A 26,902-nucleotide genomic window follows, 5' to 3' on the forward strand; every position below is an offset into this window, starting at 1 on the left:
AGTTTGCGATATGATTTCTGTCGATTTGCAGCCAACTCAGCGCATTGCCCTTGTCATTCAATACTTGGGTACTCACTTTCATGGATGGCAATGGCAGCCAAATCATCGCACCATTCAAGAAGAGATTGAGTTGGTGTTGCAAAGCACTTTAGGTTTTCCAGTTCGTATCCATGGTGCAGGTCGAACTGATACTGGTGTGCATGCTGCTGCACAAGTTGCTCACTTTAATGCGCCAGTTGTAATTCCGGCTCACCGATGGGCAAGTATCCTGAATGCTCGATTACCAGAAGATATCTTAATTCGAGCTTCGGCTGCGGTATCGGATAATTGGCACGCTCGATTCTCAGCGCTTTGGCGACGGTATCGATACCTTCTGTATACCGATTCTCATCCAAATCTATTTGTTCGTCCTTTCTGTTGGCACTACTATCATGAGCCATTAAGTGAAACTTTAATTCAGCAAGCCTTAGACCCTCTAATCGGTCATCACCATTTGGCTGCATTCCATAGGGCAGGTTCTAAACGTCCTCATTCTTGGGTAGATGTTCAAGCTGCCAAATGCGATCGACAGGGCCCATTCGTTTCAATTGAGGTTCAGGCGAGTGGTTTTTTGTACGGAATGATGAGGTTGTTAGTAGGGTTATTGGTTCAAGTTGGTCAAGGATTGCGATCACCTAGTAGCTTTACAAATTTGTGGACTGCAGAACGGCGTGGAGATGTGAAATATTCAGCACCAGCCCAAGGTTTATGTCTTCTACGAGTAGGCTACGCTGAGTTTCCATTTCCTCCTGAGATATGGTTCGACACCCAGCCCTCCTTTGTCTTTTCATCCCTCTCCGACTTCTCTAACGGAGTCATTTAGTTGATTAACCACTTAATAATCGAGTTTCTTTATTCCTTGTTTACAGGTGACCATCATGAATAAAACCTATCTTCCTCCCATCGATACCATTGAGCGCAAATGGTACGTCGTAGATGCGACCAATCAGCGGCTTGGTCGACTTGCAAGTGAAATTGCAAGGGTACTTCGAGGCAAAAACAAGCCGAGCTACACCCCTTTTATGGATGTTGGCGATTTTGTTATCGTCATCAATGCAGATAAGGTTGGCGTAACAGGCAAAAAGCGCACTCAGAAGCTTTATCGCCGTCATTCTGGTCGCCCAGGCGGAATGAAAACAGAAACGTTTGCTAAATTACAAGCTCGTGTTCCAGAAAGAATTATTGAGCAAGCTATTAAAGGAATGCTGCCCAAAAACACTCTAGGGCGGCAGCTTTTTACCAAACTCAATGTCTATGCCGGATCTGATCATCCCCATCAGGCTCAAAAACCTACCATTCTTGAAATCAACACCATTCCAGGAGAAGAATCATAATGCAAGCTACGGAAGGACGCGTTGTATACATGGGAACAGGTCGTCGCAAGTCGGCGGTAGCGCGGGTACGCCTGGTTCCTGGAAATGGTCAATTAACCATTAACGGCAAGCCTGGTGACCTTTACCTACAATTCAATCCGGAGTACCTGTCAGCTACTAAAGCTCCTTTGGAGACACTTGGGCTAGAAGGTGAATATGACATTCTGGTGAATGCCCATGGTGGAGGTTTGACGGGGCAAGCTGATGCAGTTCGCTTAGGTGTTGCCCGTGCGTTGTGCCAGCTTGATCCAGATAATCGCAAACCATTGAAAACTGAGGGATATTTAACTCGCGATCCGCGCGCTAAGGAACGTAAGAAGTACGGTTTGCGGAAAGCGCGGAAGGCACCTCAGTTCTCGAAGCGTTAGTGCGTTGGGTAAAAGATTTTTGCCTGATTGCTATTCGGCTGTTCAGATCAGATTGTTAGAATTGACGTAGTTAAGATCATAAAAGCGAGCAAGTTATGCCCAAGTCAGACATCCATCCCACATGGTATCCCGAAGCCAAAGTCTATTGTAATGGTGAAGTTGTAATGACAGTGGGTTCTACTAAGCCCGAACTTAATGTTGATGTCTGGTCTGGCAATCACCCTTTCTTTACAGGGACTCAAAAGCTGATTGATACTGAAGGGCGAGTTGAGCGTTTCTTGCGTAAGTATGGCATGGTCGATAGTTCTGAACAAAGCTCCGATCAAAGCGATAAGAAAGCTTAGTTAGGTATCACAGCGTTTTAACTAATTTGGTTAAGATGTTCGGCGAATGTTGAATACATCCAATTACCTGCTCACCTTGACGAGCCTTTCTGTTTATGGCTGAAGCCTACCTGCTTGATAAGCTCCAATCGGTTGAACAAACTTTTAATGAGTTGACTCGGCGACTCGCTGATCCTGATGTTGCGAAGGACCCAACTGAGTTTCAAAAGGTGGCAAAGACACGTGCTTCCTTGGAAGAAGTTGTTGTCACCTATGGAACCTGGAAAGATGCCCAAATTTCTATTGATGAAGCACGGCAGATCTTAAAAGAGTCAGGCGGTGATTTGGAGTTGCAGGAAATGGCATCTTTAGAGGTCGTAGAGCTAGAGGAAAAGCTAGCTCTGCTAGAAACCCGTCTAAAGGTTTTACTGCTGCCAACCGATCCTAATGATGACAAAAACATCATGTTGGAAATTCGAGCGGGTACGGGCGGAGATGAGGCTAGTATTTGGGCCGGCGACCTGCTGCGGATGTATTCAAAATATGCTGAGAGTCAAGGTTGGAGAGTGAAGTTAGTTAGTGAGTCTCTCGCTGACATGGGTGGCTTTAAAGAAATCATCCTTGAAATTCAGGGCGATCGCGTTTACAGCAAGCTCAAATTTGAGGCAGGAGTTCATCGAGTACAGCGCGTTCCCGTGACTGAGGCACAAGGTCGAGTCCACACTTCGACTGCAACGGTTGCAGTGATGCCAGAAGTAGATGATGTGGAAGTTCACATCGACGCAAAAGATATTGAAATGACCACCATGCGCTCAGGTGGTGCAGGTGGTCAGAACGTGAACAAGGTAGAAACCGCTGTTGACTTAATGCATAAGCCGACAGGTATTCGAATCAAATGCACGGAAGAGCGATCGCAGCTTCAAAACCGGGAACGTGCCATGCAAATTTTGCGGGCAAAGCTGTATGAACTAAAGCTACAAGAGCAGCAAGATGCAGTGAGTTCTGCCCGCAAAATGCAAGTCGGCACTGGCTCACGCTCCGAAAAAATTCGTACTTATAACTACAAAGATAGTCGAGTGACTGATCACCGATTAAATCAAAATTTTTCCCTTCCCCCAATTTTGGAAGGAGATGTCGATACTTTGATCCAGACCTGTATTTCTCAGGACCAGCAAGAGCGACTGGAATTGCTTGCGGCTGAGAGTAACGGTCAGGCTTCGGCTGTATAAATATGTTGCCACGAGAAGATCTGCTTAAACAGGTTGAGAATCGCGAAACGATGGCGCGAGTTATTGATCTGGCGGATCAGGCAATCAAAACCTGGGAAGTAGTAACCGCAGATTTTCTTTCCCCTCCTGAGCTAGCTGAAGCTCAAAAAGTTTTTGGTCAGCTAACGGAAGTTCATGTAGTTTCCTGGGGTGGCTATCCTCAAGCGGAACGTCAGCGCTTAGCGATCGCCCGTTCAGACATTCCTCTTGACTCAGCTCAAGTTGAACTTACAGCGCTGGAAATCGCTGGAAATTTTCTGTTTGACCCAGCAACTCACCGAGATTTTTTAGGTGCACTACTAGGAACTGGCATTGTTCGGGATAAAGTGGGCGACATCATCGTTTTGGGTGAAAGAGGCGGACAGGCGATCGTGGTTCCAGAACTGGCAGATTTTCTCACAGCAACCTTAACTCAAGTGCGATCAGTCCCAGTTAAGACTAGACGCATTGAGCTGAGCGAACTCAAAATTCGGGAACCTAAAAAGAAGGAACTTGTGACAGTCGAAGCGTCTATGCGGTTAGATGCGATCGCCTCCGCAGGATTTGGCATGTCGCGGAGCAAAATGGCTGATCTCATCTCTGCTGGCGATGTGCGGGTTAACTGGAAAGACATCTCAAGTGCCAGTTATGCAGTTAAATCAGGTGACTTGATTGCTGTTAGCAGTAAGGGACGAGTTGAAGTGGGCGATGTCATGATCACCAAAAAAGATCGCTATCGCGTCCAGTTAACCCGCTTTGTTTAAGAGTACGCATCCATCCAGGCCGAGTGAAAAAGAATTTCTGCATACTGGATGCTGAGAAATTAAAGAAAGTAAATTTATAACTATCCTAATGAATAGCTAGAGCTTGAACCATTCTTTAGGCGTTAGAGTCTAAGAGAAATATGCTCCATATCCTCTTTCCATAAGATAAGCTTTCTTGCTTATGGAAAGAGATTCATAGTCTGAAATGCTGTTGACCTATCAAAGAGCAGACCTGTGAAAGACCTAAAAAAACTGGGAGTACCCAAGTGGCTAATTACTCTACTAGTATTGGGTCTACTGGCAGGTATCGGCTATGTGGTGTTTACCCAGATGACCGCTGCTAATCCTAAGGAAAGCAGACGGCGTGGAAGAGCTGTGGCAGTTGAGCAAGTCAACTTACCTGTGACAATTTCGGCAAATGGCACCGTCCAACCAGAACGCTCAGTGAACGTGAGTCCAAAAACATCCGGGAAGCTGAAAGAACTGTTGGTGAAGGAGGGCGATCGCGTTGAGCAGGGTCAAATTCTTGCCTACATGGATGATTCCAATTTTCAAGGACAGCTTACCCAAGCAAGAGGGCAAGTTGAATCTGCCCAAGCCAATCTACAGCGACTGCTAGCAGGCAATCGGACTCAAGATATTGCCCAAGCGCAGGCGCGTGTTCGTGATGCTGAAGCTCTTGTGAGAAAAACAGAACAAACCTTGCAACAAAATCAGCGATTGTTCAATACTGGAGCAATTTCTCAGCGAGAGTTAAACAACTCCTTGGCAGATCGAGATAGCGCGATCGCCCAACTTACTTTAAACAAACAGGCGCTTTCCCTCCAGCAAGCAGGGTCGCGTCCCGAAGAGATTGCGGAAGCTAGTGCTCAAGTGACTACTGCTGAAGGGTCCCTTCAAACCGTTCAGATCCAGATTGCCGACGCCGTGATTCGTGCGCCATTTAGTGGCGTGGTTACCAAAAAGTTTGCCGATCCTGGAGCCTTTGTTACTCCAACGACCTCTGGCAGTGCAGTCTCTTCCGCCACATCCTCCTCGATTTTGTCTCTGGCTTCTAACAATCAAATCATGGCAAATGTAGCGGAGTCTAATATCGCTCAGATTAAACTCGGTCAATCTGTTGAGATTAAAGTAGATGCGTATCCTGGCAAAATCTTTACAGGAAAAGTGATTCAACTTGCGACCCAATCTACCACGGTACAAAATGTCACTAGTTTTGAAGTCAAATCTTCTATTGCTGATCCTTCAAAGTTGCTTCGAGCTGGAATGAGTGTGGACGTGGATTTTAAAGTTGGCACGTTAAGCGATGTATTGGTGATTCCAACTGTGGCGATCGTGCGGCAAGAAGGAGCTAGCGGTGTGTTAGTCATGGGTAGAGAGGGAGGCGATCGCCGCTCAGAGTTTCGCCCCATTACCACTGGAGTCAGCGTCACCGATAAAACAGTCGTGCTATCTGGGTTGCAAGTCGGCGATCGCGTCATGCTCAGTTTTGCTCAAGGAGAGCGTCCTCAATCTAGAACGCCCTCAATGCTGCCGGGGATGGGAGGTGGCGGCGGTTCTGGTGGTTCGCGACAGCGTTAAGAGGATACATGGTACAGCCTACTCGAATTCGCCCAACCACTGTTCCGTTATTTGAAGTGTTGACTATGGCGCTCAGTGCGCTTTGGAGCAACCGTCTACGTACCGCGTTGACTATGCTGGGGGTGATTATCGGCATTGCCTCTGTCATTACAGTCACTTCGGTAGGGCAAGGCGTTCAAAAAGCAACTGAGCAGCAAATTCAAGCATTAGGCTCAAACGTGATGCTGGTATTGTCTGGGGTTGCCCGCTCTGGAGGAATTAGCCAGGGAAGCGGTTCTGCATCAACGTTGACATGGGAAGATGCTCAGGCAGTTGCCAGCCAAGCTCCTTCAGCCAAAGCAGTGACCGCTTATCTCCAGCGCTCAACTCAAGTGGTTTATTCAGGGCAAAATACATCAACTAGCCTTTTGGGGGTTGATTTGAACTATCCAGAGGTCAAAAATATTTATCCTCAAGTAGGGCAATTTTTTAATCAGGATGATTTGGATACTGCTAAACCCGTTACGGTTTTAGGTAGCAAGGTACGAGACGAGCTCTTTGGATCGGCTAGCAATGCTATAGGAAACAGCATTCGCATTCAAGGTGGTAGCTACACCGTAATTGGAGTGATGGAGCCAAAAGGCTCAGTAGGTGGGCAAGATCAAGACGATCGCGTTTACATTCCATTAACCAACATGTCTTCTCGCATTGTGGGAAACAATGCGATTAATGGCATATCCATTAGTGGTTTTTGGCTGCAAGCTGAAAACGATGCGGAATTGGAAGCGGCTCAATTTCAGGTCACCAACCTGCTACGGATTCGGCATAATATATATCCGCCTCAACCGGATGACTTCCGATTGAGTAATCAAATTGACATCATCAATGCCTTTGGTAACATTGTTGGATTATTTACTGTCATGGTAGGAGCGATCGCAGGCATTTCTCTGATTGTTGGCGGGATTGGGATTGCCAACATTATGCTGGTTTCTGTTGTGGAGCGCACCCGCGAAATTGGTATCCGTAAAGCGGTAGGAGCCACTAACAGTGCAGTACTTAGCCAATTTTTGACAGAAGCGATCGTCGTATCGATCATCGGCGGCGCAATTGGAATTGCTCTGGGTGTCGGGTTAGCTTTTGCTGCGGCTCAACTTTTCCGTTTTCCTTTTGTAGTTTCTCTTTGGTCGATCGCCGCTGGGCTTGTTCTATCTACAACCGTAGGGTTAATCGCCGGCGTGATTCCCGCTCGTAACGCGGCTCGGCTTGATCCGATAGCGGCTCTCAGAAGCGATTAGTTTGATGCCTGTTTTGTAGTGGGTGGCTTGTAACCTTGTTCAAACGCAAATCGAACCAGTTGAGAGCGATTTTCTAGGTCAAGTTTGTTCAATATGTTACTTAAATGGGTTTGCACCGTGCGCGGACTGACAAATAAGCGATCGCCTATTTGCTTGTTGGTTAAGCCCTGCACAACCTCCCAAAATACTTTTTCCTCTGCTGGCGTTAACGGCAGCAGAGGTTGGGGCGGATGAGCCGGACTTGCTGAGTTTTCTGAATCTGCTTTTTGCATCAGCCGAACGATTTCAGAATGAATGCGCCGCGATCGCTCTAGTTGCGCCTCAATTTTTGCCAACAGCTCAAGGGGTTCAAAAGGCTTCATTAAATAGTCATCTGCTCCCATAGAATGCCCTTGTATGCGGGCTTCCACTTCTCCCTTGCTAGAGAGAAATATGAATGGAACCAACTGCCCACTGCGCATGGCTCGCAATCGACGGCAGAACTCAAACCCGTCCATCTCAGGCATCATCACATCCGACACGATCAGATCAGGCGGATCTGCTTCTACAGCGCTAAGGGCTTCTGGCGCTGAACCTACACTTTGAACCAGGTAACCCCGTTTCTCTAAATAGCGCGTTAGCGCCATTCGCAGAGTCGTGTCATCATCAACCACGAGTACTCGTTTCATCTGAATTTCCTGTATAGCCTGTGTAGACAGATCACCTAAAAAGATTCTGACAGTTTCTATCAGAGCTTGACCCTGTGCTAGCTTCACTAATCAAGTAGTTGTTCTACTTGATTTATTTAGCATTCCCAGAGAGATGCAAATTTTCTAGGTATTCATTGCTTTTATCTCAAAAAAGCCCAAAATTTATCTGACTCAATCTGGGCATGCAGCTTCCTGCAAAGCAGTTGAAGAAGGTGTACTGACAGAAAAATTTTGCAATCTGCTCAAAAAAAACAGTTCACAGTTCCCAACTTGAGATAACCTAACCGAGCGGCATGAAGCAGGTGGCTCAAATGAGGAACCAATTACCTGATGATTGCCTGCCGTTATACTGGAGCGACATCAATGACTTACGAAAAGATTAGCCCTCCAACTACGGGTTCTACGATTACGTTTCAGCATGGAGAACCTATAGTTCCGGATGACCCAATCATTCCTTTTATTCGTGGGGATGGAACCGGAATTGACCTATGGCCTGCGTCTCAACGAGTCTTTGATGCGGCTGTGGCAAGTGCTTATGGAGGAAAACGCAAAATTTCCTGGTTCAAGGTTTACACCGGCGATGAAGCTTGCGAACTGTATGGAACCTATCAATATTTACCTGAAGATACGCTGACAGCCATTAAAACTTATGGTGTAGCAATTAAAGGACCGTTGACCACGCCGATTGGTGGAGGAATCCGATCGCTGAATGTAGCACTCCGCCAAATTTTTGATCTTTACACTTGCATTCGCCCTTGTCGCTATTACGAAGGCACTCCCTCGCCCCACAAAACGCCTGAAAAGCTAGACGTAATTATCTATCGGGAAAATACAGAGGATATTTATCTGGGGATTGAATGGAAGCAGGGGACTGAAATGTGCGATCGCTTGATCAAAATCCTCAACGAAGATTTCATCCCTGGAACCCCAGAACATGGTAAAAAACAGATTCCTCTAGATGCAGGAATTGGCATCAAACCTATTAGCAAAATGGGATCTCAGCGTTTGGTGCGCCGTGCCATGCAACATGCGTTGAGGTTGCCTAAAAATAAGCAAATGGTGACCCTAGTGCATAAGGGCAACATCATGAAATATACCGAAGGGGCATTCCGCGATTGGGGCTATGAACTGGCAACGAGTGAGTTTCGAGCGGAATGCGTCACTGAGCGAGAATCTTGGATTTTGGGAAATAAAGAAAAAAATTCAGACCTCTCTCTAGAAGAAAATGCTCGGATGATTGACCCCGGCTTTGATGGATTAACTGTGGAAAAACGAGATATCATCTGTGCTGAAGTGGAGCAAGTGCTGGATGACATTTGGGAAACTCACGGAAATCGCAAGTGGAAGGAAAAGGTAATGGTGAACGATCGCATTGCCGATAGCATTTTTCAGCAGATCCAAACCCGTCCTGATGAATACTCCATTTTGGCAACCATGAACCTGAATGGCGATTATTTATCAGATGCCGCGGCGGCGATCGTGGGTGGATTAGGGATGGGTCCTGGAGCCAATATTGGTGATTCCTGTGCCATTTTTGAAGCAACTCATGGTACAGCACCCAAACATGCTGGATTGGATCGGGTCAATCCAGGCTCATTGATTCTTTCTGGTGTGATGATGCTGGAATATATGGGCTGGCAAGAAGCCGCAGACCTGATTAAAAAAGGCTTGGGCGAGGCAATCTCCAATCGTGAGGTAACTTACGATTTAGCCCGATTAATGGAACCGCCAGTGGAGCCGCCACTGAAATGTTCTGAGTTTGCGGAAGCGATTATTAAACGATTTTAGCGATCGCTGCCTGCAATTTCATGAACAAGCTCCGGATCTCATGAGACCCGGAGCTTTTATTCTCAACCGTTGCGATCGCTGCACCCTGATTTAGGCTAATTGCTCATTCCCATTTAGCTTTTGAGACTTACCTTGCTGCTGAAATATTCAATTCTTAAAATTTTTGGGTAGGCGAAAGCACTGAGCGGTCGCTAGCTTTGCATCAACGATAATATCGGTCCTATTAACGAACCTAATATTAGAACCGCCACACTCAAAAAACTGATACCAAATCCAGGTCCACGCTTCTTTGCCTCCTGATAATATCCCCAAGCATACAGAATGCGACCAATCACCCACACGGCTCCAATTCCGGCACCCCAATAAGGACTTACATAGATTGAAAACAGCCATAAGGCAGGCAAAAACATAATCATTTGTTCCAAAGTGTTTTGCTGCACCCGCAGCACCCGCTCAAAGCTAGGGTCGCCCGTCATTGCGGGTGGCATTACCCCATATTTCATCCGCGCTCGACCAACGTTTAATGTAACCACCGAATACAGCAGTAGTGCCAAGCTAGTAATCAAACTAGGAAAAGCGTAGATAGATAGAGATAAACCAGCCATAGATCACTTTGTACGATGGAATTTCTAAATACTAAGGCACTGAGTGGGCTTTAGGGAGGTATGACGATGAAACCATTTTGCTCGTATTGCGATCGCGATTTGTTTCCTTCCCTGTCCTTTTGTTACAAAAACTTGAGTCGTGACGATTGCTTCGCTACCCTGAGTTGCTGGAGAAATGCCCAGTTATTGCGATCGCTTTAGAAGGTAAAATGCCTAAGTTTCAAACGATGCAAATATGGCAGCAGGCAGAACTCCTGATGCAACCTGCGTTTATTCGACTGATTGCCAATCTGGGAAAACAGCTTGAAGACTCTGATTGGCGGGGAGACTACAAAGATGTGCAAGTGTGGGCAGAGGGCACCAGTGAAAGCACAAAGGCATTAGTAATGCAGCTTCGTAGCCAGTTAGAAGGCGCAACTGAGGTGCAAACTGAGGCGATCGAACAGCAGCTATCCCAGCTTCCTACACCGTTTCCAGGATATTGGCTCTATCTTTCCCGGGGCGATCATCAGATTACGGTTGATCTATGGGATTTGTGTTACCAAATTTGCTTTCAAAATTACGACTCAATCCATGGCACTTCCCACGCCGAAGATGAACCTATTGGCGAAAGCGTTGCGATCGAGGTCAGTCTATTTGATGAAACAGGCGAAGTCGATTGGCACCGTCTGGATGACAAAGCCTGTCAGATTGTTAAACAAGTTTTTGCTGGCTTACCCACGTAAAAACGCTTTAGCTTAACTTGCCAAAACTGGTTCAAAGCTACATCGGAGCCGCTAGCTTGAGTAGGATGCTGAGGCAAATCATAAACACTGCATCGATCGCAAATTCGCGGGGCTTATATCGTCTAGCCATATAAAGAGCTTCCTACTAACAAAAGGATGGTGAGATGTTACTCATCTTAAACTTCTCCTTGCTGCGCCTGCTTAAAATATTTGACCTGCTTTAACCGTAAAAATTTGCGAGGAATTGAGCCATTGGGCATCAAAAGAACCGAGGTGCGTTGTGGTGATTAACGTTTGAAAGCGATCTTGAATCGCATCAAGCAGTTGATTTTGACGGTTTAAGTCTAGTTCTGCCAACACATCGTCTAGTAATAGTAGCGGCGGCTCACCGATTACGTCTTCAATTAGCTTTAGCTCAGCCAGCTTTAATGCCAAGACTAAGGTGCGTTGCTGTCCTTGAGAACCATATTGGCGTGCAGATGTTTGGTTGATACTGAAATTAACTTCATCTCGATGAGGACCCACCAGGGTTGTGTGCTGATATTGTTCGGCGATCGCCCGCTCCTGAATTTTTGCTAAAAACGCCTGCTGCACGATATTCGGGTCGTCACTTTGCAGTTCAACATTGGGCACATAGCTGACCAGTAACTCCTCTGTACTGCCGCTGATTTCGCGATGCCAATAGGTTGCCAGGGGTGCAATTCGCTGAACAACCCGCGATCGCCGTCGAATCACTCGTGTTCCGGCGACTGCCAGTTGGGCATCCCAAAGGGCAAGTTCAGAAGTAGAAGTCGATGGCTGACTCCTAACTTCAGATTCGGGGCTGACGCTCTGGGAAGCCCGGCTCCGCAACAACGCGTTGCGCTGCCGCAATATATGGGTGTATTGCTGCAAAATAGATGCGTAAATAGGCTCTAGTTGAATTAGTAATGAATCTAACCAGTTGCGACGCTGATCAGGTCCACCTCGTACTAAATCAAGGTCTAAGCTGGAAAACTGAACGATGTTCAGCATTCCTAAAAAATCTAACTGGCGACGAAGCGATTGAGCATTGAGGGCGACGGTGCGGCGGCTGGAGTTTCTAAAAGTAATAGAGAGATCAACAGCCCCTAGATCACGCTCCAGTTGAGCAGAAATTTGCCCGATCGCAGCAGCTTCTCGAATGAAGTCGCGATCGTGAGAAGTTCGATGCGATCTTAGAGTTGATAACAACTCCACTGCCTCTAGCAGGTTGGACTTACCTTGAGCGTTATTACCTACCAGAATCGTTTTAGGAGCCGAAAACTCCACCAGCTGATCTAAATAATTGCGAAACTGATGTAAGTGGAGCGATCGGAGGTACATGCGACCCAGAGTAACGGCAAAGATCTATATATCTAGCAAAAGCCTATCACTCAGTGCTGATTAGCCTCAATCCTGCGATTTGTAGATTTTGCGCGCTATTTCTTTCTGAGTGCAACCCAGCGATAAACCAATTTCTCCATTTCGATCCAAACAAACATCAATAAACTAAATCCGACGCATACCCCTAACTCATTCAGGCTGAGATAGTGCGTTCCAAAAAAGCTGCGTAGCGCTGGCACGTAAATCAGCATGAGTTGCAAAATGCTAGTCAAAACCACAGATGCCAACACGTAGGGATTGGAGAATGGGTTCATTTCAATCGTCAAGCGAGTGCTAGAGCGAATTGCCAGCGCATGTCCCATTTGGGCGAGACAGAGAGTGGTGAACACCATTGTTTTCCAGCGATCGGGATCAGGAGTGCCTTTCGTATAGTTATAAGCACCCACCATTAAAACGATTGACAAGATAGCAAGAATTAAACCAATTCGCAGCATATAAGCCCCTAAACCACGGGCAAAAATGCTCTCTTGTGGATCATATGGAGGGCGTTTCATCACATTGGGGTCAGCCGGTTCGACTGCAAGCGCTAAAGCAGGCAAGCCATCCGTGACCAGATTCATCCACAAAATTTGCAGAGGTGACAATGGCACTCCTCCCAGCCCAATCAGCGGTGCCGCTGCAATCGTCAGAAGTTCACCAATGTTGCTACCTAAAATGTATTTAATAAAGCGGCGAATGTTGTTATAAACCACCCGCCCTTCTTCGGTTGCCGCCACGATCGTCGCAAAGTTATCGTCCAGCAACACCATATCGCTCGCATCTTTGCTGACATCTGTGCCTGTAATTCCCATGGCAATACCGATATCTGCCTGTTTTAGAGCAGGAGCATCATTCACTCCATCACCGGTCATTGCAACAATGTGGTGTTTGCGCTGCAATGACTGCACAATTCGCAGCTTGTGCTCTGGTGCAACTCGTGCATAAACACTTACCTTCTCAACGACTTGATCCATCTCAGAGTCAGACATAACTTGCAATTCGCGCCCGGTCAAAACTCGCGTTGGTTGATCAGCAGCTTGATTGTCGTTGACCTGTACGATGCCTAAATCCTCTGCAACCGCTTTTGCAGTCAACTGATGATCTCCGGTAATCATGACGGTACGGATGCCTGCCGAGCGGCAACGAGCAACTGCCTCTCGGACTTCAGGACGGGGCGCATCTAACATACCTACCAAGCCCAACCAAACGAGTTCTTGTTCTACAAGATCTTCATTCTGCGTCTCTGGAACTGTTGTCAATGGTTTGCAGGAGAAACCCAGAACGCGCAGTCCTCTTTCTGCCATCTGGTTGTTGCGCTCTAAGATTTTATTGCGTTGATCAGCCGTTAGGGGTTGAGCTTCATCATCGACTTGAATTTTGGTACAGCGTTCTAGGATCAACTCTGCCGATCCTTTGGTGAACATCATGTAGCTAGATATGTCGCTAGTTTCTATTTCTATCTCTTCTTTGTTTGATGCCTCTACAATCACACTCATGCGCTTGCGTTCTGATGAAAAAGGAATTTCATCGACACGAGGTAGCTTACCTATGAGCAAATCTTTCTGGAAGCCTGCTTTACCTGCAACTGAGAGCAACGCTCCTTCGGTGGGATCTCCTAAAATTACCCAGTTTCCGGCTTCTTTTTGGAGGACGGCATCGTTGCAAACCGTGCAAGCGGTGAGCAAATTGAGCAGTTCAGGCTCGTCTTCTGGGGAAACCGGAAGGGCAGAGTCTAGCTTTTCGGTAACAGTATAAAAGTTGCCAAGGGGATCATAGCCTTCACCACTGACTCGCAGAGAGGCGGTGCAGGTATCCAGGAGCTTTACAACCATTTTGTTTTGGGTCAGAGTACCCGTCTTGTCGGAACAAATGGTGGTTACGGAACCCAGGGTTTCTACAGCAGGCAATTTGCGGATCAAGGCATTGCGTCGTACCATCCGCTGTGTGCCTAGGGCAAGGGTGACTGTAATGACGGCGGGTAAGCCTTCGGGCACGATCGCCACTGCCATACTCAGGGACACTTCTAGTAGTTCTTGCCATGCACCTAGACCCAGATACAGGATGCCGCCAACCACAACTATAGCTACTAACACCAATGCCCCGGTTACCAGAGTTTTACTCAGTAAATCCATCCGCCGCTGCAAAGGTGTGGGTTCTGATTCAACCGATTGCAGCATGGTAGCAATGCGCCCAAGTTCGGTTTTCATACCCGTATTGGTGACGATCGCGCTGGCTCTTCCCTGCACTACATCAGTTCCCTGGAAAATCAAGTTGGTGCGATCACCTAGGGAAGTATCTTCGGGCAGCTCCACATTTACTGTCTTGGTGACTGCAAGAGCTTCTCCAGTAAGGGCAGCCTCACGAACTTGTAGGTTGGCTTCCTCAATCAAGCGAGCATCGGCAGCCACTTGGACTCCAGCTTCTAACAGCATCAGATCTCCTGGCACCAAATCTTTAGAGTCTATTTCTAAAGTTTTGCCGTCTCGGATCACTCGCACTCGTGAAGAAGTCATCCGCTTGAGGGCTGCCAAATCTTTTTCGGCTTTGATCTCTTGGAAATAACCCAATAGCCCGTTAAGGATAACGATCGCCAAAATCGCGATCGTATCTTTAAAGGGAATTTCACCCGGTTTGATATTACCAGCTTGCAAATTGACAAAATCCAAAACACCAGACACCACTGCTACCGCAATCAGCAAGATCAGCATGATGTTTGTGAACTGATCTAGCAGAATTTGCCAGGGGCTACGTCCAGCAATTTCTTCAAGCTCATTGACTCCGTAGCGCTCACGGCTTTGCGTCACTTGGGAGGTTGTTAACCCTACTTGGCGATCGCTTTGAAAAGATTCTAGAGTCTTATCTACACTTGTCGAATGCCAAGACACAGCGGGATTTGAGGAGGGAGACTGGATTGTCATAGCAAGATAAGGGAAAGGTGTTACAGAGCAAACAGCAGTTGAGTATCGTGTTAGGATTGTACCTGACAGCACTATTATATAGTGCGAACTTTGCAAAAGTTAAGCCGATATGGAGGGCTTAATTTTTCACACTACTACATTATTTGACTCGCCCTCCGTCACTTTATGGGTGCTGATTCTTGTAACATTGAATACTTAATAGGTCGGCAAGCAGAGCTGAATCAGGTAAGCCAAGTTCTTGCTATAGATGGTGACCTGCTCATTGCTGGAGTTCCCGGAAGTGGTCGCCGTACTTTAGTTCGTTATGCGGCTGAGCGCATGGAGGCTCGCGTGATCGAAATTGATTGTTTGAGAGCAACCGACAGCGATCGCTTTTTACATCTATTTGCCGAAGGACTATTGCAAGCGTTTAAGTCTACTACTGAGCGATCGCTCATTCAGAATTGGAGCACCCAGCAACCCATTCGCTTAGAACACACTGCTAATGGAACGCAACTCGTTTGGCAGAAAACGTCTACAGACAAATGGACGGTGTTGGAAGCACTGTTAGGGTTACCCCAAACCCTGGCAGAATGGCTCATTTGTCGCATTGTGATTGTGTTTCAAAACTTTCCTCACATTCGCTCTTGGGATCGATCGCAGCAGTGGGAGAACTATCTTCGCCAAGAAATTCAGCGGCAGCCGCAGGTGAGCTATGCATTTATTGCCACCGTTGCCGAAAGTTGGGTGTTGCAAAGCGAGTTGCAAGTGGTGTTGTTAGGTCCGCTGAAATCGGAAGATCTTCAGCCTTGGCTAGAGAAAGTGATGGCAGCTCAAGGACTCACCTTTCAACCTCAAGCGCTGACTTTATTTCTAGACTACATACAAGGCAATTTTGGCGACGCGATCGCCCTTATGCGTCGTCTTTGGCAAAATCACCAGCTTACAAAAATTGCTGAGGTTAATTGCTTTTCAACATCTCTAACCAGTAATTCTTCTCACTCTGTCCTCTCTCCTTTCTCCTCGTCGGATCTGATCCAACCAGAGCAAGTTCACAGCAGCACCCTAGCATTGGTAGAGGATCTTGCACGAACTTTTGAGGCTTTGTTAATGCTTTTGCCGCCTAGCCAAGTGCGGCTGCTGGAGAGTTTGGCGCTTGACCCAACCGATAGCCCTCATTCGCGGGAGTATATTCAAAAACACCATTTATCTCGCGGTGGCGGTCTGCAAGGAGCGATCGCTAGTTTGCAGCAAAAAGGCTTGGTGTATGGGGCTGAGTATGGTTACCGCATCACCATGCCCCTACTGGCGTTTTGGCTAAAACATCGATTGGCGTAGAGGAAAAGAGTTCGAAGTTCGGGGTTATAGAGTTCAAATACTTACACTCCCAACTCCGTACTCCTAACTCTGTACTCTTTACCCCGCACTTTTGATGAAGTTAAGCAAGATCTCCCGATGGGGCTTTCCTAAAGGGCGCACTTCGTTAATTTTGGCAGAGTAGCGATCGCCCCGTTCAATGTCTTCCGGCGTAAACCAGTCCAAATCCATCCCTTCTCCCAAAACCAGTTCACCCACGGTCTTATCTAATTGCCCATGATAAATATAGCGAGTGACATAGGTATCTTGATGGCAATCAAATAGCGTCAAGACTGGCGGACAATAGCTAAGTTCTTCCACCAACTCACGCTGCACACCTGTTTCAGCAGTTTCTCCCGGCTCTAGATGCCCCCCAAAAAATCCCCAATGACCGGGATGCAGAATAGCAGGATTATCATCTCGCAACTGCATTAGAAACTTGCCCTCGTGATAGAGAATGGCTAGCGCTACAGTCGGCAGAGGAGTAGAAATCAGTTCAGCCTGAACGTCAGAAGTCATTGAATGATACCTCTCCAGTAATTCACAAATTAGCTAAAACCTGTTCATAGGTTAGCAAAGCAACTTAATAGTTCGTTAAGATTGAGCTTAATAGAACTACACATACTTCTCAGCAACCGTCTTTACTTATGAAAAGCCCTTCCTTTATTCTGCGGCGTTCCTCTACCATTCTGGCGGTTAGTGTTTTGACTCTAACACTGCTAGCTGCCATTACTGGAAGCTTACTTGCGTTTAACTATCAGCCCACCGCGGGCGGCGCATTTGAGTCTTTGAGCAAGATCACGACTGAGATACCTTTTGGTTGGCTGGTTCGCCGAGTCCACGACCTGGCGGGTAACTTAGTGATTGTGGTGGCGTTGATTCAAATGGTGGTGATGTTCTTGGGTGAACGCTACCGCCGCAGTTGGTTGACCGCCTGGATTAGCGGGATTTTGTTTGTTTTGGCGGCGATCGGGCTAGGGTGGACTGCCATGCTGCTGGATTGGTCACAGATTGGTTTTTGGCGGTTGCGGGTAGAGCTAGGCATTATTGAATCAGTTCCGATCGCAGGACCTATTATTCGGAATATCTTGACCGGGGGCGGCGCGATCGGGTCTGTCACGGTCGCTCATATGTATGCGCTACACAGCTACATCCTTTCTTTAGGTGCAGTGGTGCTATCTGTTATTCACTTGACTGGGCTAGTATTTCAAGAACGAGAAATTGCACAGTTAGCGGTTCAGCAGTCTACTTCAGAAGTAGTTCCTCAATCGACACATCAGGAGCCAGATTCAGACGGCAACACGAATGTGCCCGCATAGCATTACCAAGTACGACAAAGCGTAGATTATCGCTGAGGGCGTGAGTGAGGTTCACGTCCTTTTTCTTGGAAATTTGGAATTAACTCACTACGCGTCAATTAGGGGGCATGACACATCTTGCAATCTTCATAGCTTTTTGGTAAGCGAAGCGATTCCCTCACCAATAATTTACTGAGATTTTTGAAGATAAGCATTAGTTTAGAGAAGAATGATCTTTCCTCCGGAGTCTGGACTGCTTGACTCGTAAAACTACGTTAGAGTGCCCTTCTTCCGAGTTGCTAGCTAACTAAAGGTTTCATCACAGAATGGCTCAATGGTCGTTTTAAGTAAAATTAAGCGCTTGAGTCATTGATTACAGGGTGCATGGTTAAGGCAAACAAAGAGGTCTGAATGTTTAGTCGCTTTGTTTGCCAGGTTAAAGAATTCAATGTATTTGATTTTGTCAGACTTCTGGTGGAGATCTGCCTGGTAGGCTAATCTTCGCGAGAAGTTGTGCAGTTTGAATTTGATCACTCAGTATCCGCAATTGGAACACAGGAGCATCAGTTGGCAATGCAAGCAACAGAGTTTCTCGTCAAAGAGGCATGGGAACTTTTAGAAAAGTCAATGGTGTATTTTCGGGGGCGACCTGTTGGCACAGTGGCGGCTCGTGACCCTTATGTAGAAGCGCTGAACTATGACCAATGTTTTATGCGTGATTTTGTGCCCTGTGCTCTGCTGTTTTTGACGAATGGTAGAAGCGAAATTGTGCGGAATTTTTTGATTGAAACGCTGGCGCTGCAAAGTAGCGATAAGCAAATGGATAGCTTTAACGCAGGGCAGGGGTTGATGCCTGCCAGCTTTAAGGTGGAACTATGGGATGAGGAGCAATATCTAACGGCGGATTTTGGCGAACACGCGATCGGTCGGGTGACTCCAGTCGATTCTTGCCTGTGGTGGTTGATTTTGCTCAGAGCTTATGTGAAGGCGACGGGAGATATTGCCTTAGCGCATCAACCAGAGTTTCAGCAAAGCATTATGCTGATTTTAAAGCTGTGTCTCGCCGATCGCTTTGATATGTACCCAACCATGCTGGTGCCAGATGGGGCGTTTATGATTGATCGCCGCATGGGGGTGTTTGGGCATCCTTTAGAGATCCAAGCCTTGTTTTACGGGGCACTGTGTTCTGCGCGAGAACTGTTGGCGGGGCGACGCGGCGAGTTTTACAAGCAAATCGTTAACCAGCGATTGAGTGTACTCAATTTGCATATCCGACAGTATTACTGGATCGATTTGAAGCGGCTGAATGAAATCTATCATTTTCGGGGTGAGGAATTTGGCGAGAGTGCCATTAACAAATTCAATATTTATCCCGAATCGATTCCTTACTGGCTGACAGAATGGATCCCTGAAACGGGCGGCTATTTGGCTGGAAACCTAGGTCCAGCGCAAATGGATTTTCGGTTTTTTACGCTGGGCAATTTGATGGCAATTATTTCCTCTCTGTCCAGCGATCGCGAATCTCAATCCATCATGGATTTAATCGAGCAGCGTTGGCAGGATGTGGTGGGTTACATGCCCATGAAAATTTGCTTTCCTGCTGTGGAAGATCTGGAATGGAAAATTTTGACGGGTTGCGACCCTAAAAATGTGCCCTGGTCTTATCACAATGGTGGTAACTGGCCTGTACTGCTGTGGTCATTTGCGGCCGCAGCAGTGAAAACAGGCAGAACGGAATTAGCATGGCGCGCGCTGGAAATTGCTGAACGCCGACTCAGCGAAGATGAATGGGCAGAATATTACGACGGCAGAAACGGTCGGTTAGTTGGCAAAGCCTCACGCAAATTTCAAACCTGGAGCATTGCTGGCTATCTGCTTGCCCGTGAATTTCTGGAGCATCCTGAACACTTGGCGTTAATTAGCTTTACCGATGATCCGGAGATGCTGGAATGGATGTGCTATGCCCGTGAAGGCTACGAAAGCCAAAAGTGCTAATTGTCAGAAATTACCGAGAGAACAGATTCTAATTTCCTTCCTATTAAAAAAGTAGGTTGTAATTTGACCTTTGCTTTTTATCTTGATGATCCCTCTAGGCTGAGAATTGTACTGATGCTTTAAGCACTCCAGGTAGCTTCAGATTGTTCAAGCCTCTATTGGTTTGAGCCATAAACGAATTTAGCGGTTGAACGACCTCCAATCCCCCCGCACATCTTCAACTCGCTAATCACGTTTGGGGCTATTAGATGCATTCCGCTTCAGGCGAATAAAACTAATTTCAGCAAAATCTTATTCACAACTTAAATGTAATCCAAACTGTTAAGTTTTCAGAGTGATCGCAAAGGTGTTTTGATACTCTGAAGACTCTATCCCAAAGAGTTTGTTTCAGATTGAGCGCCGCTATGGATTTGTTTGATCAGCATCGTCAAGCGCGAACTGAGGCAGAAGCGCCGCTGGCAGCACGAATGCGTCCCCGAACATTGGATGAGTTTGTGGGGCAAGATGCGATCGTGGGGCGAGGGCGGCTGTTGCGACGGGCAATTCAAGCAGATCAGCTATCCTCGTTGATTTTTTATGGACCGCCAGGGACGGGCAAGACAACTTTGGCACGGATTATCGCCAACACAACAAAGGCGCATTTTATTGCGATTAATGCGGTGCTGGCGGGGGTAAAGGATATTCGAGATGCGATCGCCCTTGCCCAAGAAAAGCGCGGTATGCACGATCAACGCACGATTCTGTTTGTAGACGAAGTGCATCGCTTTAACAAAGCTCAGCAAGATGCACTATTGCCCTGGGTGGAAACGGGCACCGTGATTTTGATTGGAGCGACGACTGAGAATCCCTTTTTTGAAGTCAATAAGGCGTTAGTCTCGCGATCGCGCCTGTTTCAATTAAAGTCCTTAGATGAAGCCGATTTGCGGCAAGTGGTTCATCAGGCACTAGCTGACCCAGCACGTGGGTATGGCAAGTTGAATATTCAGTTAGATCATGAAGCTCTGGAGCATTTAGTGAATGTGGCAAATGGGGATGCCCGTGCCCTGCTGAATGCGCTGGAACTTGCTGTTGAAACTACGCCACTGGATAAGCAAGGTATTCTGCATCTCACCCTCGCAGTCGCCGAAGAATCTATTCAGCAACGGGCCGTGCTGTATGACAAAGAGGGAGATGCCCACTTCGACACCATTAGCGCGTTCATTAAAAGTGTGCGCGGATCTGATCCGGATGCGGCACTCTATTGGCTGGCACGCATGGTTTACGCTGGCGAAGACCCACGCTTTATCTTTCGCAGACTGCTGATTTTGGCAGGGGAAGATGTGGGCATGGCAGACCCCAACGCGATCGCGATAGTCAACGCCTGCGCCCAAACCTTTGACCGGGTAGGGCTACCCGAAGGACGCTATCCATTAGCACAGGCAACGCTTTACCTGGCAACTGCTGCTAAATCCAACAGCGTTATGGGATTTTTTGATGCGCTATCCACCGTGGAGAAAGAGCGGGAAGACGATGTGCCAGCTCCGCTACGAGATGGCAACCGAGACAAGCAAAGCTTTGGGCATGGAGCGGGCTACCTCTATCCCCATGCCTATCGCGATCATTGGATAGAGCAACAGTATTTACCTGCCAGCCTTCAAGGTCAGGTGTTTTATCAGCCGTCTAGGCAGGGGTATGAAGCGCAAATTCAAACCCAAGTGACACAGCGACGGGAAGCACAACTGGCAGCATTGCTTGAAGGTATGGGAGCGGCAATGCCAGAAATATTAACGTTTAGCACAGTCAATACAGCACAAGAGCGATGGTTACAACGAACCCTCAGTCAATCGGGGGAGCAGTTGACAAAAGTCCGCGATCGCCTGTTTAGCCTCATTCAGCCTCAACGCAATCATCGGATTTTAGACTTAAATGCAGACAGTGGATTACTAACCTGGGAAGCAGTGCGACAGGTGCCAGAAGGAGCGGTCTATGCCTGCGCTCATACTCAAGCAGCTGCCGAAGCATTGCAAAAACAGAGCGAATTTCTGGAAGAATTAAGTCGTCCGATGATTTTACAAGCCTCACTGCGACAACTACCCGCGGTGCTGATGGAGCAGTCGATTCAAGTAGACTGCCTGATTGGACGCAATGTTTTGGCTGGGGAGTTAAATAAAGCGGAGGCGGTTGATTGGCTAGCCGCGATTCTGCAAAGCGTATCACTCACGGGAATTTCCCAATCTAAACGACCAAGTTCAGGAGCCAATGCTGTGACGATTGCTCTAGCAGAACTACTGCCTTATCGCACGCAACGGCTTTACAGCCTCCTAAAATCAGAATGGTTGGAACCCGCCCTTTATACGCGATTAATCCAAGCTGAGGAATCAATTTATAAGCACAGCGGTAATAAACTGAACTGGAATGAAACTGAGCTAAAAAGAATGTTTCAGCAAGCTGGATTCACTCTAGAAGTAGAGGTAGAACAAATGCAGATGCCGCTTCATATCACACCAAACGCTGTGCAGAAGTGGTTTGCGATCGCTGCCAGCACTTCAACCTATAGGAGTTATCTAAACCAAAGCCTAACGGAGGCTGAATTGGAAACGATACAGTCCTGTTTTCTGCGACACGTCTGTAATCAAACCGTTTTGTGGAAAAGCGCGATCGCCTTCTTTTGGGGACAAATACCCTAATCTACTGGATATTCACTATCAGCATGGGAGCCACTCTTGTAAGGATCATTTGCGCTCCAAACAGCAGCAAGAACAGCAAATCCAAACGTTGAACATAAGCGCTTTGTAAATAAGGCTACTGTTGAAACGCCATTGACAGAAGGTGATACGTCCTTAGTAGAAGGTGATACGCCATTAGTAGAAAGCAAACTACTCTTCATTGAAAATATCCTACTAAATAAATAAAGGTTGTCGGAGATTACTTAGGTAGATACATTTAAGAGCTATAAGTTCCACGTACAGAAGTATTTGAGATAAAGCAGCAACCTGATCTGCCTGAAAATGATGCTGTCCGGGAATCTCTCAGGTCGATAGAAATTGATTGCATACTACAACCTAATTACGAGCAATTAAATACTAGGGAGACTATTATTTAATCCCAGTGAATTCACTGTAGCATCCGTAAAATTGCTGACAAGTAATCTTCATCAAGCAAACAAAAAACCTTCTCAACTTGAAGATCAGGTAAAACTGCTCCAGAAAATGATTATTTCTTTTCAGTTGCATCGAATAGTTTTGCAACTGTTTGAACATCTTTATCGCCTCGCCCTGAACAGTTGATCACAATTCGAGGAGAACCTTCAAGTTGAGGGCACAACACATCTAAATACGCGATCGCGTGAGCAGTTTCTAAAGCTGGAATAATTCCTTCCAGTTGTGATAGCCGTTGAAAGGCATTCAGTGCTTCTTCATCCGTAACACTGTAATATTCAGCACGACCCAATTCTTTAAGATAACTATGCTCAGGACCTACCCCTGGATAATCTAATCCAGCACTAATGGAATGGGGTTCAACCACTTGCCCATCTTCGTCCTGAAGCAAGTAACTCATGGCACCATGCAATACGCCAACTCGCCCATGAGTTAGAGTCGCGGCATGTTTTCCAGTTTGCACTCCTTCACCAGCCGCCTCAACTCCAATCAAACGCACAGATGATTCGTTGATAAACTCGTGAAACAATCCCATTGCATTGGAACCGCCACCTACACACGCCAATAAAATATCCGGTAAGCCCTGCCATTTTTCTTGACTTTGAATGCGGGTTTCTTCACCGATCACGGCGTGGAAATCGCGCACAATCATTGGATAAGGATGAGGACCTGCAACTGAGCCAAGGATGTAGTGTGTGGTTTCTACATTCGTTACCCAATCTCGAATCGCTTCCGAGGTCGCATCTTTCAGCGTGCCAGTTCCCGCTTCCACTGGAGAGATTTCTGCGCCCATTAACTTCATCCGAAAGACATTTAATGCCTGCCGCTCCATGTCATGAACGCCCATGTAAATGACACATTTCAAGCCAAATCGAGCGCAAACGGTTGCAGTCGCCACTCCATGCTGTCCGGCTCCAGTCTCAGCAATAACGCGCTGTTTACCCATGCGCTTTGCCAGCAAAACTTGTGCCAATGCATTGTTGATTTTGTGAGAACCCGTATGGTTAAGGTCTTCTCGCTTGAGATAGATTTGTGCACCAGTGCCGTCGGGGCGGGCGTAGTGAGTGGTTAACCGTTCGGCAAAATAGAGCGGACTAGGACGACCCACATAATCCTTTAGTAATCCTTGAAGCTCAGTTTGGAAAGCGGGATCATTGCGGTATTGATAAAACGCAGATTCTAATTCAGCTAGCGCTGGCATTAGGGTTTCGGGAACATACTTACCGCCAAACTTGCCAAATCTTCCCAGAGCATCAGGACGTTGAGCGGATGAAGCGGACTGAGAACTGGGACGAAAAGGAGTGGTAGTCACGGGTTTTAGCAATGCAACAGGTTTTAATTATAAGCGCGATCGCGTGGAGATTGTTAATCGTCGAGGGAAAACACGGGATCAGGCAAGGCGCTAAACCATGCATGAAAACGTGATCTGCGTAAGGAATATGGGAATACTTGATGAGGATCAACCCAAGATTCACCTTAGTTGACAAGGATAATTATGACGCGGCTTTTTTCTAAATTGACACAAGCTTCAGGATTGGCTGTGGTGGCGATCGCAACCATCCAAATGCTTTCGGCAACAGCAGCTTCTGCAGAAGATATGTATGGAGCGATCTCGACCGATGAAGACGGGAAGTGGGGATATACCTACAACTACCCAACCCGCGCTCAGGCTGAAGCAAGTTCCCTAAAAGAATGTGGCGAAACGGGTTGTGTCGTGCGGGTATGGTTTAAAAATGCCTGTGGTGCGGTTGCTGAGAATGATAAGGTAATCGGCTGGGGATGGAGCAAAAATGAAGCTGAAGCAAAAGCTCAAGCGATTTCATCCTGTGGAGGGGGCGACTGCGAGATCACCACTTGGGCTTGTACAGAGCGATAGATAAGAGTGAGTGATACTTTGCTACCCTAAGTCGTTGGCAAAGTATCACCTACCCAATTGGGCACAATCGCCGGACGGATAAAACGTAGATGGATTATAGCCACACGCGTTTACAAATTTAGACTGTGAAAGTGTAGGGTGGGAGTAGATGTAAGACGGACGTAAGCTAGCAATGACCGATAGTGAAAGCCTCAAAACGGATAGCGAAAGCATTAAGCTTGATCAATTTCTCAAAATCAAGGGAGTGGTTGACACAGGCGGTCAAGCAAAGCTGCTGATTCAAGATGGCGAAGTAAAAGTGAATGGCAAAGTAGAAACGCGGCGGGGGCGAAAGCTGATCCAGGGCGATCGCGTTTCTACTTTTGGTGAAATCTTTCAGGTTGATCTATCGAATCTGTTAGATGGATGGGAGTGAGCTATCTGGTTGAAATAGCTTAGACGACCCACTATTCCTACACTTGTGAATGATTGTTCATGGATGATGCCATTTCTGCTAATTCAATCCGGTAATTTTCAATTACTGGGTTGGCTAGTAGCTGATCGCAAATGCGATCGAGTTGATTTGCTGCTGCCGCCTTGTTCTCAGCCGTTAAGATCACCTCAATATACTTGCCAATTCTGACTTGCTCCACATGGTCATATCCCATATGTTTTAGTCCCGATTGCACTGCCGTTCCCGCAGGATCTAGAACGGACGGGCGAAGAGTAACATAGATTTGAGCCTGATATTTTTGGGTCACAACCCGATTCCAAATGATAGTCCAGTTTTGATGCTACCGCCTTTATGAACCTTCGTCGCACTCGCAGCCAAGAGCGTATTGTTGAACTCCTTAAAACTATAGAAGGATCAATATCTGCTCAAGATCTCTATGTCGAACTGCGATCGCGTGAACTGACGATGGGATTGGCAACGGTTTATCGATCTTTAGAGAGCTTGAAATTAGAAGGTGTGGTGCAGGCTAGAACCGTTCCCAATGGCGAATCTCTCTACAGTTTGGTTCAAGAAGACCGCCATCATTTAACTTGCCTTCAGTGTGGCAAGTCAGTTCCGATTGACGAATGCCCAATTCACGACTTAGAAGACCAGCTTCACCAGTCCTATCAATTCAAAATCTACTATCACATGTTGGAATTTTTTGGTTTATGTGCCGCTTGCCAGCAAACTAATATTCCTAAGTAACGCGATGTGCAACTAAGTTGTTGCAAGGAAAGTCCCACTGGACAATGCTAGACGTACAACCTATCTAGCTGGAGTGGGACTGATGTTTACTATTGAAGAGTTTATCACCGCTGTTTTTTGCTGTGTAGATGACTTGCTCAAGGAGATCACCCAAGGGCAAGCGATTCGAGAAAAAGGATTTGCTCCTGGTTTAGCAGACAGTGAGGTGCTGACGATGGAAATTGTGGCAGAGTACCAAGGGATTGATGCTGACCAAGCGATTTGGCACTACTTTCGGAGGCATTGGCTGGGTCTATTTCCAAGGTTGAGCAGTCGGTCCGCCTTCGTGCGACAAGCCGCTAACCTATGGCAATACAAAGAACTGTTACAGCAACGGTTCGCGATTCAACTCGGTGCATTTGCCGATGCCGTTCATCTGATTGATGGCATCCCCATTCCTTTGTGCGGCTTTAGCCGTGCGCCGCGATGTCGAAGTTTCAAAGGGGAAGCCGCTTATGGCTACTGTGCGGCAAAAAAGCAGACCTACTATGGATTTCATGGTCATTTGCTCCTCAGTTCCACCGGAGTGATTACTGGGTTTAGCCTGACTCCAGCCAATGGCAGTGAGCGAGAAGCGCTCTGGGACATCGTATCGACGGTTCGCGGTTTGCTAATTGGAGACAAAGGGTATCTCTCCGGTCAACTCGAGCATCAACTCCAAGCGGTCGGTATCCAGCTAGAAACGGCGCTACGTTCTAATATGCCCGATGAGCGAGACCCGGCTTGGGTTAAGTTACTCATGCGGGTGCGACGACTCATTGAAACCGTGATTGGGCAGCTTGTCGAACGGTTCTCAATTGAAAAAGTTCGGGCACGCGACCTGTGGCACTTGACTAGTCGGCTCAATCGTAAACTGTTAGCTCACACCGTCTGTCGATGGCTCAATCGTCACAGCCCCAACCCGCTGCAGTTTGAGCAGCTTGTGTCAGACTAATTCTAGTCGCACATCGCGTTAAGTAACTAAT

Annotated in this window: 25 protein-coding genes; 18 read left to right on the top strand and 7 right to left on the bottom strand. The window is 47.1% G+C overall.

The genetic code is table 11. The features are described 5' to 3' along the window. Positions 1-10 precede the first annotated feature (10 nt). The 8 genes from truA (at position 11) to JOY44_RS08925 (ending at position 6,969) form a co-directional block, all read left to right on the top strand. The gene (gene truA / locus JOY44_RS08890; RefSeq protein WP_171573243.1) at positions 11-862 is read left to right on the top strand and encodes a tRNA pseudouridine(38-40) synthase TruA; all 852 of its coding nucleotides are present in this window, start codon (positions 11-13) and stop codon (positions 860-862) included. A gap of 55 nt (positions 863-917) precedes the next feature. Beyond that, positions 918-1,373, top strand: a complete 456-nt coding sequence (gene rplM, locus JOY44_RS08895) for a 50S ribosomal protein L13 (RefSeq protein WP_171573244.1) — start codon at positions 918-920, stop codon at positions 1,371-1,373. Next, on the top strand, positions 1,373-1,780 hold the full coding sequence (rpsI, locus tag JOY44_RS08900; protein WP_171573245.1) for a 30S ribosomal protein S9: 408 nt from the start codon (positions 1,373-1,375) through the stop codon (positions 1,778-1,780). The genes rplM and rpsI overlap by 1 nt, the downstream gene beginning before the upstream one ends. A gap of 95 nt (positions 1,781-1,875) precedes the next feature. After that, a complete protein-coding gene (gene rpmE / locus JOY44_RS08905; RefSeq protein WP_171573246.1) occupies positions 1,876-2,124 on the top strand; it encodes a 50S ribosomal protein L31 in 249 nt (82 codons plus the stop codon). Positions 2,125-2,219: 95 nt separating this feature from the next. After that, positions 2,220-3,332, top strand: coding sequence for a peptide chain release factor 1 (prfA, locus tag JOY44_RS08910; protein WP_171573247.1), 1,113 nt, complete (start codon positions 2,220-2,222; stop codon positions 3,330-3,332). Between the two features lie 2 nt (positions 3,333-3,334). Next, complete coding sequence (locus tag JOY44_RS08915; RefSeq protein ID WP_171573248.1) at positions 3,335-4,114, top strand: photosystem II S4 domain protein; 780 nt, start codon at positions 3,335-3,337, stop codon at positions 4,112-4,114. 234 nt (positions 4,115-4,348) lie between these two features. Next, the gene (locus JOY44_RS08920) at positions 4,349-5,695 is read left to right on the top strand and encodes an efflux RND transporter periplasmic adaptor subunit (RefSeq protein ID WP_197985078.1); all 1,347 of its coding nucleotides are present in this window, start codon (positions 4,349-4,351) and stop codon (positions 5,693-5,695) included. Between the two features lie 8 nt (positions 5,696-5,703). Next, positions 5,704-6,969: an ABC transporter permease gene (locus tag JOY44_RS08925; RefSeq protein ID WP_171573249.1), complete on the top strand. Its 1,266-nt coding sequence runs from the start codon at positions 5,704-5,706 to the stop codon at positions 6,967-6,969. On the opposite strand, the gene JOY44_RS08930 is transcribed toward JOY44_RS08925, so the two are convergent. Further along, positions 6,966-7,637: a response regulator transcription factor gene (locus JOY44_RS08930; protein ID WP_171573250.1), complete on the bottom strand. Its 672-nt coding sequence runs from the start codon at positions 7,635-7,637 to the stop codon at positions 6,966-6,968. The two genes, JOY44_RS08925 and JOY44_RS08930, sit on opposite strands and share 4 nt — an antisense overlap. A gap of 384 nt (positions 7,638-8,021) precedes the next feature. Between JOY44_RS08930 and JOY44_RS08935 the strand changes: the two genes are divergently transcribed. Continuing rightward, the gene (locus JOY44_RS08935; protein ID WP_171573251.1) at positions 8,022-9,446 is read left to right on the top strand and encodes an NADP-dependent isocitrate dehydrogenase; all 1,425 of its coding nucleotides are present in this window, start codon (positions 8,022-8,024) and stop codon (positions 9,444-9,446) included. A gap of 191 nt (positions 9,447-9,637) precedes the next feature. Here the strand turns inward: JOY44_RS08935 and JOY44_RS08940 are convergent, their stop codons facing one another. After that, positions 9,638-10,051: an MAPEG family protein gene (locus JOY44_RS08940; protein ID WP_197985079.1), complete on the bottom strand. Its 414-nt coding sequence runs from the start codon at positions 10,049-10,051 to the stop codon at positions 9,638-9,640. Positions 10,052-10,197: 146 nt separating this feature from the next. Here JOY44_RS08940 and JOY44_RS08945 point away from each other — a divergent pair, with 146 nt between their 5' ends. Next, complete coding sequence (locus JOY44_RS08945) at positions 10,198-10,776, top strand: hypothetical protein (RefSeq protein WP_197985080.1); 579 nt, start codon at positions 10,198-10,200, stop codon at positions 10,774-10,776. A gap of 201 nt (positions 10,777-10,977) precedes the next feature. Here JOY44_RS08945 and recF read toward each other — a convergent pair whose 3' ends face one another. Both recF and JOY44_RS08955 read right to left on the bottom strand, forming a co-directional pair. After that, on the bottom strand, positions 10,978-12,066 hold the full coding sequence (gene recF / locus JOY44_RS08950) for a DNA replication/repair protein RecF (protein ID WP_415881098.1): 1,089 nt from the start codon (positions 12,064-12,066) through the stop codon (positions 10,978-10,980). Between the two features lie 149 nt (positions 12,067-12,215). Then, a complete protein-coding gene (locus JOY44_RS08955; protein WP_171573253.1) occupies positions 12,216-15,077 on the bottom strand; it encodes a cation-translocating P-type ATPase in 2,862 nt (953 codons plus the stop codon). A 165-nt stretch (positions 15,078-15,242) separates the two neighbouring features. Here JOY44_RS08955 and JOY44_RS08960 point away from each other — a divergent pair, with 165 nt between their 5' ends. After that, complete coding sequence (locus JOY44_RS08960) at positions 15,243-16,394, top strand: ATP-binding protein (RefSeq protein ID WP_171573254.1); 1,152 nt, start codon at positions 15,243-15,245, stop codon at positions 16,392-16,394. A 78-nt stretch (positions 16,395-16,472) separates the two neighbouring features. Here JOY44_RS08960 and JOY44_RS08965 read toward each other — a convergent pair whose 3' ends face one another. After that, entirely contained in the window at positions 16,473-16,931 is a 459-nt protein-coding gene (locus tag JOY44_RS08965) for an NUDIX hydrolase (RefSeq protein ID WP_171573255.1), read from the bottom strand. Positions 16,932-17,059: 128 nt separating this feature from the next. Here JOY44_RS08965 and JOY44_RS08970 point away from each other — a divergent pair, with 128 nt between their 5' ends. From JOY44_RS08970 to JOY44_RS08980, 3 genes are all read left to right on the top strand, one after another. Then, a complete protein-coding gene (locus tag JOY44_RS08970) occupies positions 17,060-17,731 on the top strand; it encodes a cytochrome b N-terminal domain-containing protein (protein WP_171573256.1) in 672 nt (223 codons plus the stop codon). Positions 17,732-18,283: 552 nt separating this feature from the next. After that, a complete protein-coding gene (locus JOY44_RS08975; RefSeq protein WP_171573802.1) occupies positions 18,284-19,705 on the top strand; it encodes a glycoside hydrolase 100 family protein in 1,422 nt (473 codons plus the stop codon). Between the two features lie 404 nt (positions 19,706-20,109). Beyond that, the gene (locus JOY44_RS08980; protein ID WP_171573257.1) at positions 20,110-22,371 is read left to right on the top strand and encodes an AAA family ATPase; all 2,262 of its coding nucleotides are present in this window, start codon (positions 20,110-20,112) and stop codon (positions 22,369-22,371) included. 526 nt (positions 22,372-22,897) lie between these two features. On the opposite strand, the gene trpB is transcribed toward JOY44_RS08980, so the two are convergent. After that, the gene (gene trpB / locus JOY44_RS08985; RefSeq protein ID WP_171573803.1) at positions 22,898-24,154 is read right to left on the bottom strand and encodes a tryptophan synthase subunit beta; all 1,257 of its coding nucleotides are present in this window, start codon (positions 24,152-24,154) and stop codon (positions 22,898-22,900) included. Between the two features lie 183 nt (positions 24,155-24,337). Here trpB and JOY44_RS08990 point away from each other — a divergent pair, with 183 nt between their 5' ends. Then, on the top strand, positions 24,338-24,718 hold the full coding sequence (locus tag JOY44_RS08990) for a DUF4189 domain-containing protein (protein ID WP_171573258.1): 381 nt from the start codon (positions 24,338-24,340) through the stop codon (positions 24,716-24,718). Between the two features lie 172 nt (positions 24,719-24,890). Continuing rightward, positions 24,891-25,133 (top strand): RNA-binding S4 domain-containing protein, encoded by a 243-nt coding sequence (locus tag JOY44_RS08995; protein ID WP_171573259.1) that lies wholly within the window; start codon positions 24,891-24,893, stop codon positions 25,131-25,133. Positions 25,134-25,170: 37 nt separating this feature from the next. Here JOY44_RS08995 and purS read toward each other — a convergent pair whose 3' ends face one another. Beyond that, positions 25,171-25,458 (bottom strand): phosphoribosylformylglycinamidine synthase subunit PurS, encoded by a 288-nt coding sequence (gene purS, locus JOY44_RS09000; RefSeq protein WP_171573260.1) that lies wholly within the window; start codon positions 25,456-25,458, stop codon positions 25,171-25,173. Between the two features lie 44 nt (positions 25,459-25,502). Between purS and JOY44_RS09005 the strand changes: the two genes are divergently transcribed. Further along, positions 25,503-25,898, top strand: a complete 396-nt coding sequence (locus JOY44_RS09005) for a Fur family transcriptional regulator (protein WP_171573261.1) — start codon at positions 25,503-25,505, stop codon at positions 25,896-25,898. Positions 25,899-25,980: 82 nt separating this feature from the next. Then, the gene (locus JOY44_RS09010; RefSeq protein ID WP_171572156.1) at positions 25,981-26,871 is read left to right on the top strand and encodes an IS982 family transposase; all 891 of its coding nucleotides are present in this window, start codon (positions 25,981-25,983) and stop codon (positions 26,869-26,871) included. Positions 26,872-26,902 lie beyond the last annotated feature (31 nt).

The organism is Leptolyngbya sp. Cla-17 (assembly GCF_016807185.1).
Taxonomy (GTDB): Bacteria; Cyanobacteriota; Cyanobacteriia; order Leptolyngbyales; family Leptolyngbyaceae; genus ULC077BIN1.

Bases quoted from the DNA above. Each gene is read 5' to 3' on its own strand.
- JOY44_RS09010 (WP_171572156.1), top strand. From the start codon at position 25,981: ATGTTTACTATTGAAGAGTTTATCACCGCTGTTTTTTGCTGTGTAGAT.
- JOY44_RS08965 (WP_171573255.1), bottom strand. From the start codon at position 16,931: ATGACTTCTGACGTTCAGGCTGAACTGATTTCTACTCCTCTGCCGACT.
- JOY44_RS08990 (WP_171573258.1), top strand. From the start codon at position 24,338: ATGACGCGGCTTTTTTCTAAATTGACACAAGCTTCAGGATTGGCTGTG.
- rplM (WP_171573244.1), top strand. From the start codon at position 918: ATGAATAAAACCTATCTTCCTCCCATCGATACCATTGAGCGCAAATGG.
- JOY44_RS08915 (WP_171573248.1), top strand. From the start codon at position 3,335: ATGTTGCCACGAGAAGATCTGCTTAAACAGGTTGAGAATCGCGAAACG.
- JOY44_RS08940 (WP_197985079.1), bottom strand. From the start codon at position 10,051: ATGGCTGGTTTATCTCTATCTATCTACGCTTTTCCTAGTTTGATTACT.
- JOY44_RS08925 (WP_171573249.1), top strand. From the start codon at position 5,704: ATGGTACAGCCTACTCGAATTCGCCCAACCACTGTTCCGTTATTTGAA.
- JOY44_RS08930 (WP_171573250.1), bottom strand. From the start codon at position 7,637: ATGAAACGAGTACTCGTGGTTGATGATGACACGACTCTGCGAATGGCG.
- truA (WP_171573243.1), top strand. From the start codon at position 11: ATGATTTCTGTCGATTTGCAGCCAACTCAGCGCATTGCCCTTGTCATT.
- JOY44_RS08995 (WP_171573259.1), top strand. From the start codon at position 24,891: ATGACCGATAGTGAAAGCCTCAAAACGGATAGCGAAAGCATTAAGCTT.
- JOY44_RS08980 (WP_171573257.1), top strand. From the start codon at position 20,110: ATGGATTTGTTTGATCAGCATCGTCAAGCGCGAACTGAGGCAGAAGCG.
- rpsI (WP_171573245.1), top strand. From the start codon at position 1,373: ATGCAAGCTACGGAAGGACGCGTTGTATACATGGGAACAGGTCGTCGC.
- JOY44_RS08975 (WP_171573802.1), top strand. From the start codon at position 18,284: ATGCAAGCAACAGAGTTTCTCGTCAAAGAGGCATGGGAACTTTTAGAA.
- rpmE (WP_171573246.1), top strand. From the start codon at position 1,876: ATGCCCAAGTCAGACATCCATCCCACATGGTATCCCGAAGCCAAAGTC.
- prfA (WP_171573247.1), top strand. From the start codon at position 2,220: ATGGCTGAAGCCTACCTGCTTGATAAGCTCCAATCGGTTGAACAAACT.
- JOY44_RS08935 (WP_171573251.1), top strand. From the start codon at position 8,022: ATGACTTACGAAAAGATTAGCCCTCCAACTACGGGTTCTACGATTACG.
- JOY44_RS08970 (WP_171573256.1), top strand. From the start codon at position 17,060: ATGAAAAGCCCTTCCTTTATTCTGCGGCGTTCCTCTACCATTCTGGCG.
- JOY44_RS09005 (WP_171573261.1), top strand. From the start codon at position 25,503: ATGAACCTTCGTCGCACTCGCAGCCAAGAGCGTATTGTTGAACTCCTT.
- JOY44_RS08955 (WP_171573253.1), bottom strand. From the start codon at position 15,077: ATGACAATCCAGTCTCCCTCCTCAAATCCCGCTGTGTCTTGGCATTCG.
- JOY44_RS08960 (WP_171573254.1), top strand. From the start codon at position 15,243: ATGGGTGCTGATTCTTGTAACATTGAATACTTAATAGGTCGGCAAGCA.